The organism is Acinetobacter sp. NIOH-H-8, from assembly GCF_046635365.1.
Classification (GTDB): Bacteria; Pseudomonadota; Gammaproteobacteria; order Pseudomonadales; family Moraxellaceae; genus Acinetobacter.
Window position 1 is genome coordinate 1 of the sequence record NZ_JBHDVN010000082.1, and the last position, 8272, is coordinate 8272.

9 protein-coding genes and 1 pseudogene are annotated in these 8272 nt (G+C 62.4%); 7 read left to right on the plus strand and 3 right to left on the minus strand.

All coding sequences use genetic code 11. The features are described 5' to 3' along the window. From ACEWB7_RS16580 to ACEWB7_RS16595, 4 genes are all read left to right on the plus strand, one after another. A partial coding sequence (locus ACEWB7_RS16580; protein WP_005139060.1) for a hypothetical protein occupies nt 1-215 on the plus strand: 215 nt, incomplete at its 5' end. A gap of 100 nt (nt 216-315) precedes the next feature. Further along, nucleotides 316-1128: a subclass B1 metallo-beta-lactamase NDM-1 gene (locus ACEWB7_RS16585; protein ID WP_004201164.1), complete on the plus strand. Its 813-nt coding sequence runs from the start codon at nt 316-318 to the stop codon at nt 1126-1128. A 3-nt stretch (nt 1129-1131) separates the two neighbouring features. After that, a complete protein-coding gene (gene ble, locus ACEWB7_RS16590; RefSeq protein WP_004201167.1) occupies nt 1132-1497 on the plus strand; it encodes a bleomycin binding protein Ble-MBL in 366 nt (121 codons plus the stop codon). Between the two features lie 4 nt (nt 1498-1501). Next, nucleotides 1502-2140, plus strand: a complete 639-nt coding sequence (locus ACEWB7_RS16595; protein WP_004201168.1) for a phosphoribosylanthranilate isomerase — start codon at nt 1502-1504, stop codon at nt 2138-2140. A 10-nt stretch (nt 2141-2150) separates the two neighbouring features. Here the strand turns inward: ACEWB7_RS16595 and ACEWB7_RS16600 are convergent, their stop codons facing one another. Together ACEWB7_RS16600 and cutA are read right to left on the minus strand one after the other, a co-directional pair. Next, nucleotides 2151-3182: a protein-disulfide reductase DsbD domain-containing protein gene (locus ACEWB7_RS16600; protein WP_004201169.1), complete on the minus strand. Its 1032-nt coding sequence runs from the start codon at nt 3180-3182 to the stop codon at nt 2151-2153. 4 nt (nt 3183-3186) lie between these two features. After that, nucleotides 3187-3516, minus strand: a complete 330-nt coding sequence (cutA, locus tag ACEWB7_RS16605; RefSeq protein WP_004201171.1) for a divalent-cation tolerance protein CutA — start codon at nt 3514-3516, stop codon at nt 3187-3189. 193 nt (nt 3517-3709) lie between these two features. Between cutA and groES the strand changes: the two genes are divergently transcribed. The 3 genes from groES (at nt 3710) to ACEWB7_RS16620 (ending at nt 7414) form a co-directional block, all read left to right on the plus strand. Then, complete coding sequence (groES, locus tag ACEWB7_RS16610; RefSeq protein ID WP_004201172.1) at nt 3710-4000, plus strand: co-chaperone GroES; 291 nt, start codon at nt 3710-3712, stop codon at nt 3998-4000. A gap of 55 nt (nt 4001-4055) precedes the next feature. Next, nucleotides 4056-5696, plus strand: a complete 1641-nt coding sequence (gene groL, locus ACEWB7_RS16615) for a chaperonin GroEL (RefSeq protein ID WP_004201176.1) — start codon at nt 4056-4058, stop codon at nt 5694-5696. A gap of 224 nt (nt 5697-5920) precedes the next feature. Continuing rightward, on the plus strand, nt 5921-7414 hold the full coding sequence (locus ACEWB7_RS16620) for an IS91 family transposase (RefSeq protein ID WP_043907034.1): 1494 nt from the start codon (nt 5921-5923) through the stop codon (nt 7412-7414). Between the two features lie 249 nt (nt 7415-7663). Here the strand turns inward: ACEWB7_RS16620 and ACEWB7_RS16625 are convergent. Further along, a pseudogene (locus ACEWB7_RS16625) lies at nt 7664-7909 on the minus strand (hypothetical protein); the annotation flags it as partial. Between the last annotated feature and the right edge of the window lie 363 nt (nt 7910-8272).

Sequence of the window (8272 nt, forward strand, 5' to 3'; positions counted from 1 at the left end):
AAAAAGGCACATGCGAAAATATGAATGGTTTAATTAGGCAATATTTACCTAAAGGGATTGATTTAAATCAGGCAGATCAGCATTATTTAAATCAAGTTGCCATGTCACTGAATACTCGTCCTAGAAAGGCGTTAGATTGGCTTACACCATTAGAGAAATTTGCTCAGCTTGTTGATTATCATATGGCTTTTGAAACTGTCGCACCTCATGTTTGAATTCGCCCCATATTTTTGCTACAGTGAACCAAATTAAGATCATCTATTTACTAGGCCTCGCATTTGCGGGGTTTTTAATGCTGAATAAAAGGAAAACTTGATGGAATTGCCCAATATTATGCACCCGGTCGCGAAGCTGAGCACCGCATTAGCCGCTGCATTGATGCTGAGCGGGTGCATGCCCGGTGAAATCCGCCCGACGATTGGCCAGCAAATGGAAACTGGCGACCAACGGTTTGGCGATCTGGTTTTCCGCCAGCTCGCACCGAATGTCTGGCAGCACACTTCCTATCTCGACATGCCGGGTTTCGGGGCAGTCGCTTCCAACGGTTTGATCGTCAGGGATGGCGGCCGCGTGCTGGTGGTCGATACCGCCTGGACCGATGACCAGACCGCCCAGATCCTCAACTGGATCAAGCAGGAGATCAACCTGCCGGTCGCGCTGGCGGTGGTGACTCACGCGCATCAGGACAAGATGGGCGGTATGGACGCGCTGCATGCGGCGGGGATTGCGACTTATGCCAATGCGTTGTCGAACCAGCTTGCCCCGCAAGAGGGGATGGTTGCGGCGCAACACAGCCTGACTTTCGCCGCCAATGGCTGGGTCGAACCAGCAACCGCGCCCAACTTTGGCCCGCTCAAGGTATTTTACCCCGGCCCCGGCCACACCAGTGACAATATCACCGTTGGGATCGACGGCACCGACATCGCTTTTGGTGGCTGCCTGATCAAGGACAGCAAGGCCAAGTCGCTCGGCAATCTCGGTGATGCCGACACTGAGCACTACGCCGCGTCAGCGCGCGCGTTTGGTGCGGCGTTCCCCAAGGCCAGCATGATCGTGATGAGCCATTCCGCCCCCGATAGCCGCGCCGCAATCACTCATACGGCCCGCATGGCCGACAAGCTGCGCTGAGCCATGGCTGACCACGTCACCCCCAATCTGCCATCGCGCGATTTCGATGTGACAGAGGCGTTTTATGCGAAGCTGGGCTTTGCGACGAGTTGGAAGGATCGCGGCTGGATGATCCTGCAGCGCGGCGGTTTGCAGCTCGAATTCTTCCCCTATCCTGACCTCGACCCAGCTACGAGCTCGTTCGGCTGTTGCCTGCGGTTGGATGATCTCGATGCCATGGTGGCATTGGTGAACGCGGCGGGAGCCGAGGAAAAAAGCACCGGCTGGCCGCGCTTCAAAGCTCCGCAACTGGAGGCGAGCGGCCTGAGGATCGGCTACCTGATCGATCCCGACTGCACGCTGGTGCGGCTGATCCAGAACCCCGACTGACCGCATGCCCGCGAAAATCAAGATTTGCGGGATCAGCACACCCGAGGCGCTCGATGCGACCATCGCGGCGCGGGCGGACTATGCCGGGTTGGTGTTCTATCCAGCGTCGCCCCGTGCGGTTACGTCGAATGTCGCGGGCGCTTTGACATCGCGCGCAGCTGGCCAGATCGCCATGGTCGGTTTGTTCGTCGATGCGGATGATGCTGTCATCGCCGACGCACTGGTGGCAGCCAAGCTGAACGCGCTGCAGCTGCACGGTTCGGAATCGCCCGAACGCGTGGCCCAGTTGCGCGCGCGGTTTGGCAAGCCGGTGTGGAAGGCGCTGCCCGTCGCCAGCGCCAGCGATGTCGCACGCGCCGCAGCCTATGCCGGGGCGGCGGACTTGATCTTGTTCGACGCCAAGACCCCCAAAGGCGCGCTGCCCGGCGGCATGGGGTTGGCGTTCGACTGGTCGCTGCTGGCCGGATATCGCGGTGCCTTGCCGTGGGGGCTGGCAGGCGGGCTAAATCCGACGAATGTTGCCGAGGCGATTGCGCGCACCGGAGCGCCGCTGGTCGATACCTCCAGCGGCGTCGAAAGCGCGCCGGGCGTCAAGGATACCGACAAGATTACCAATTTCGCCTTTGCGGTGCGCTTGGCCTAAATCGCGTCGATCAATAGGCGTCGTTCAGCGCAAAGATCGGCTTGCGGGTGCGCCACTGCCCTCGGGTGAAGTCGGGAAAATCTAACGTGCGATTGCCCTCAGCAATCGATTGTTCCGACAGAGGCGTGATCGCGCTCCAGGCCAGCGCGTCGTAAATGTCGATTGGCATCGGGGCCTTGGCCTTCAGCGCCTCGACAAAAGCGTGGATCACGAACCAGTCCATCCCGCCATGCCCGGCCCCTGCCGCCAGATCGGCGTAGCGTTTCCATAGCGGGTGATCGTATTTCGCAAACCAGCCCTCGGCAGGCTCCCAGCGGTGCGGCTGTGGGCTCTTGCCCTCCAGATAGATCGACTTGTTGACGTCCATCCACAGCCCCTCGGTGCCTTGCACCCGAAAGCCGAGAGAATAGGGGCGCGGCAGCGAGGTGTCGTGGCACAGCATGATCGTTTCACCATTAGTGCAGCCGATCATGGTGTTGACCACATCACCCAGTGCGAATTTCACCTCGGCGTTGGGATGATCGGCAGAGCCGTTCTTGACGACATAATCATGCAGCCCGCGCGCCTTACAGCCGAAGCCGCCAGCGCCCGCTTCGCCCGGCAACGCGACCTTCAGGGTGCGGGTCTGCGGCGGGTAGCACACGCCGGCATCGGCGCAGCCCTGGTACTTCACGGTCAGGGTGGTCGCGCTCGCGCCGGCCGCGGGCGTGCCGGTGAGGGTGCCGAGCAATTCCTTGCGGTAGGTTTCGACGTCGCCGAAGAATTCGTCGCGGTAGGCCTTGCCCTTCGGCAGCGCCATGGTCGCGCCGGTGAAGGCGGCATCGGCCTTGACCGAGGTGCGGTGCCGGTACAGGTAATAGCCGTCGGCGATCCGCCAGCGCACCTCGATGCGGTCCGGCGCGGTGGCCTGCGCGGACAGGACGAAGACCTCGTCGACCGGCGGCAGTTCGAAGTCCTGGGCGACGGCCGAGGTCGCGGGCAGCGCAAGCAGCAGGGCGAGCCCGGCCAGCCAGCGGCGCAGGCGGATCGTGGATGCGGTCATTGGCTCAGTTTACCGGTCGGCTCTCGGCGGCCAGCCATTGCAGGTATTCGGGCAGGCCGGACGCGGCTTCGACCGCGAGCAGCTCCGGGAGTTCGTAGGGATGCAGTTGGCGCAGGCGTTCCTGCAGGGCGGGGTAGGCCTCGGCACTGGTCTTGACCAGCAGCAGGACCTCGGCCGCGGCCTCGACCTTGCGTTGCCAGCGATAGACCGAACGCAGGCCGGGCAGGAGGTTGACGCAGGCGGCCAGGCGCTCGGCCACCAGCGCGGTGGCGATGCGCTCGGCGCTGTCGGCGTCGGGACAGGTGCAGAAGCAGATCAGGGCGCTCACCGGCATAGGGTAGCGGCTGCCCCGATCCGGCGGGCCTGGCGGACATCCGCGTGCGGCCCTTGAAAGTCGGCGGGCCCGCCCCATCTCGGTGGCATGCCGGGTTCGCCCGGTTCTGTTGTCCGCGGTTTGGCACTCGCTTCGCGCGACTGCTAAAATCGCCGGGTTTTTCCACGTCAATCAACCATTTACCGAGGTTGCCATGTCCAATATCAAGCCGCTGCACGACCGCGTGGTCATCAAGCGCATGGAAGAAGAGAAGCTGTCCGCCGGCGGGATCGTGATCCCGGATTCGGCCACCGAGAAGCCGATCAAGGGCGAAGTCGTCGCCGTCGGCACCGGCAAGGTGCTGGACAACGGCCAGGTCCGCGCGCCGCAGGTCAAGGTCGGCGACAAGGTGCTGTTCGGCAAGTACAGCGGCACCGAAGTGAAGCTGGACGGCGTCGAGCTGCTGGTGGTGAAGGAAGACGACCTGTTCGCGATCCTCGGCTGATCGCGCGTCGCTCCCACACATTTCTCATCCGAATAATTTTTCGAGGTAATTCGCAATGGCTGCCAAGGACATTCGTTTCGGCGAAGACGCGCGCTCCAAGATGGTGCGCGGCGTCAACGTGCTCGCCAACGCCGTGAAGGCCACCCTCGGCCCGAAGGGCCGCAACGTCGTGCTGCAGAAGAGCTACGGCGCGCCGACCATCACCAAGGACGGCGTCTCCGTCGCCAAGGAAATCGAACTGGCTGACGCGTTCGAGAACATGGGCGCGCAGATGGTGAAGGAAGTCGCTTCCAAGACCTCCGACAACGCCGGCGACGGCACCACCACCGCCACCGTGCTGGCGCAGGCGTTCATCCGCGAGGGCATGAAGGCGGTCGCCGCCGGCATGAACCCGATGGACCTGAAGCGCGGCATCGACCAGGCGGTGAAGGCCGCGGTCGGCGAACTGAAGTCGCTGTCCAAGCCGTCGTCGACCAGCAAGGAAATCGCCCAGGTCGGCGCGATCTCCGCGAACTCGGATGCCAACATCGGCGACCTGATCGCGCAGGCGATGGACAAGGTCGGCAAGGAAGGCGTGATCACGGTCGAGGAAGGCAGCGGCCTGGACAACGAACTCGACGTGGTCGAGGGCATGCAGTTCGACCGCGGCTACCTGAGCCCGTACTTCGTCAACAACCAGCAGTCGATGTCGGCCGACCTGGATGATCCCTTCATCCTGCTGTACGACAAGAAGATCTCCAACGTGCGCGACCTGCTGCCCGTCCTCGAGGGCGTGGCCAAGGCCGGCAAGCCGCTGCTGATCGTGGCGGAGGAAGTCGAAGGCGAAGCGCTGGCGACCCTGGTGGTCAACACCATCCGCGGCATCGTCAAGGTCTGCGCGGTGAAGGCCCCGGGCTTCGGCGACCGTCGCAAGGCGATGCTGGAAGACATGGCGATCCTGACCGGCGGCGTGGTGATTTCCGAGGAAGTCGGCCTGTCGCTGGAGAAGGCCACCATCAAGGACCTCGGCCGCGCCAAGAAGATCCAGGTGTCGAAGGAAAACACCACCATCATCGATGGCGCCGGCGAAGGCGCGGGCATCGAGGCGCGCATCAAGCAGATCAAGGCGCAGATCGAGGAGACCTCCTCCGACTACGACCGCGAGAAGCTGCAGGAGCGCGTGGCCAAGCTGGCCGGCGGCGTTGCGGTGATCAAGGTCGGTGCCGCCACCGAAGTCGAGATGAAGGAAAAGAAGGCGCGCGTCGAAGACGCCCTGCACGCGACCCGTGCGGCCGTCGAGGAAGGCATCGTCCCGGGCGGCGGCGTCGCCCTGATCCGTGCCAAGGCGGCGATCGCCGGCATCAAGGGCGTGAACGAAGACCAGAACCACGGCATCCAGATCGCCCTGCGCGCGATGGAAGCCCCGCTGCGCGAGATCGTGACCAATGCCGGCGATGAGCCGTCGGTCATCCTCAACCGCGTGGTCGAAGGTTCGGGTGCGTTCGGCTACAACGCCGCCAACGGCGAGTTCGGCGACATGATCGAGTTCGGCATCCTGGACCCGACCAAGGTCACCCGCACCGCGCTGCAGAACGCCGCGTCGATCGCGGGCCTGATGATCACCACCGAAGCGATGGTGGCCGAGGCCCCGAAGAAGGACGAGCCGGCGATGCCGGCCGGCGGCGGCATGGGCGGCATGGGCGGCATGGATTTCTAAGCCCCGCGATCCATCAAGCAAGACCACAAAGCCCGGCCTCGTGCCGGGCTTTGTGCGTTCTGGCGTCCGAGGCGGGAGACTTCCTACCCGCCCCGCGGCAATGTCTGACGCGAAGATCAGAAAACGCCGATATGAACGCGTGCTCGCGGGCGCAACCCTGAGCAGCCGTCCCTGCAACGGAGCGCTGCGTGCCGCGCCTGACCGCACCCCGGCGGCAGGCCGAGGTGTGCGCGCCACTGCCGGCCGCCCACGCCGCTGCGCGTTACGCGCGCCACCTGCCCGAGCGCACGCTGCTGTACGCGCTAGTGCAGGCGCACTACCCGGACTTCATCGCGCGTCTTGAGGCCGAAGACCGCCCGCTGCCCGAGTATGTGCGCGAGGAGTTCGAGACCTACCTGCGCTGCGGCGTGCTCGAGCACGGCTTCCTGCGCGTGGTCTGCGAGCACTGTCGTGCCGAGAGGCTGGTGGCGTATTCCTGCAAGAAGCGCGGGCTGTGCCCGAGCTGCGGCGCACGGCGCATGGCCGAGTCGGCGCGGCATCTGGTGGACGAGGTGTTCGGCCCGCGGCCGGTGCGGCAATGGGTGCTGAGTTTCCCGTACCCGTTGCGCTTCCTGTTCGCCAGCAAGCCTGAGGCGATCGGCCCGGTGCTGGGCATCGTGCATCGTGTGATCGCCGGTTGGCTTGCCGATCAGGCCGGCGTGCCGCGGGATACGGCGCAATGCGGCGTGGTGACCCTGATCCAGCGCTTCGGCAGCGCGCTGAATCTCAACATCCACTTCCACATGCTGTGGCTCGACGGCGTGTACGAGGACACCACCGAGCGTCCGCAGCGCAAGCCGCGCCTGCACCGCACCCGTGCGCCCACATCGGCGCAACTGACGGAACTGGCCAACACCATCGCGCATCGCGTGTGCCGGCACCTGTCGCGCCGCGGCTGGCTCGAAGGCGAAGACGAATCCGTGTTCCTGTCCGACAGCGCGGGTAGCGACGACGGCATGGATGGGCTGCGGATGAGTTCGATGACCTACCGCATCGCCACCGGTCGCGACGCTGGCCGCAAGGTCGTCACGCTGCAAACGCTGCCTGGCGACGCCGGTCCGCTGGAGGGCGACGCCGGCAAGGTCGGCGGCTTCTCGCTGCATGCCGGCGTGGCCGCGGAAGCACACGAAAGCCACAAGCTCGAAAAGCTGTGCCGCTACATCACGCGCCCGGCGATCAGCGAGCAGCGGCTATCGATCTCGCCACAGGGCAGGGTGCGTTACCAGCTCAAGACGCCGTGGCGCAATGGCACCACGCATGTCGAATGGGATGCGGTGGACTTCATCGCCAAGCTGGCGGCACTGGTCCCGCCGCCACGCGCGCATCTCACCCGCTTCCACGGCGTATTCGCCCCGAATGCAAACCTGCGCGCGCAGCTGACGCCCTCGGGGCGCGGCAGGCGGCCTGCGGGCGATGCGGCGCCAGTGGACGTCAGCGCCCACGACGAGCCGCGCAGCCCCGAGCAGAAGCGCCGTGCGATGAGCTGGGCGCAACGGCTCAAGCGGGTCTTTTCCATCGACATCACCACCTGCGCCCACTGCGGCGGCGCGGTGCGGATCGTCGCCAGCATCGAAGACCCCAAGGCCATTCGCGCCATCCTCGCCCACTTCGAGAAACACGGCGCGCTGGAGCAAGCGCACTACCGGCCCGCAGCGCGCGCCCCGCCGCCCGCCGCGTGATGAGGCGCCGGCCACACAGCCGGCAGCCAAGCCAGAGTCCGATCCGATGCGGCCACGACCCCGCAGGGCTGCGCTCGGCCCTGTGCCGGGATTCGGTGAGAAATGGCTACGCACTGAGCCGCTGCGTGGCCCCGCGATGTCGAAAACCCACGCATGAACCCCCGATCTGTGCCCGATCTGTGCCCAAAGCGGCGCTTGCGCGGCCGCTTCCTACCCGCCAGACTCGCCAAAAAGGGCGGTTGAACTTCCTATACCCATATCCCACTTTAGGTTTGGCAGCACCTTTTCAATCAGGTGGTTGTTTACACCAATCCAGCTATTGGCCAATTGAATATTGGTTTCGTCTACTTTTTTTGATTTTTTAAACAGCTTGGTAAAACCGAGTGCCAAAACAGGGGGACCATGTAAAAACGTGCTTCCTGTAATGACTGAACCAACTGTGAGTCCTTTACTGACTTTTTGCAATAAGGATGCTTTTTTATGAGCAGTAGACATAAATCTAACCTTGAGTGTAGAGATTTAAAAAAATGTTCCAACTATAAACAACGGAAATTGAAATACAATTGTATATTTGAAGATGTTGACATTTTTTATGGATTTACCCATTTTCTGCAATTTTAATCCACTTTATCATAAGTGAAGCATTGGTATTTGGTGTATAAAGTTCTTAAAAACTTTTATTGAAACATATATCTCATGTTTTTAGAAATCCGATAAATTGAAAACAATGGAGGGCAGAGTAAAACTTGAAGTGCGACATAAACCACCTAATTAATTTAAAGGGTTTATGGAGTATATAAAATTGTCATACCATCATCTTAACTTTGAAGATCGTACTGCATTAATGCTTGAGTCAAG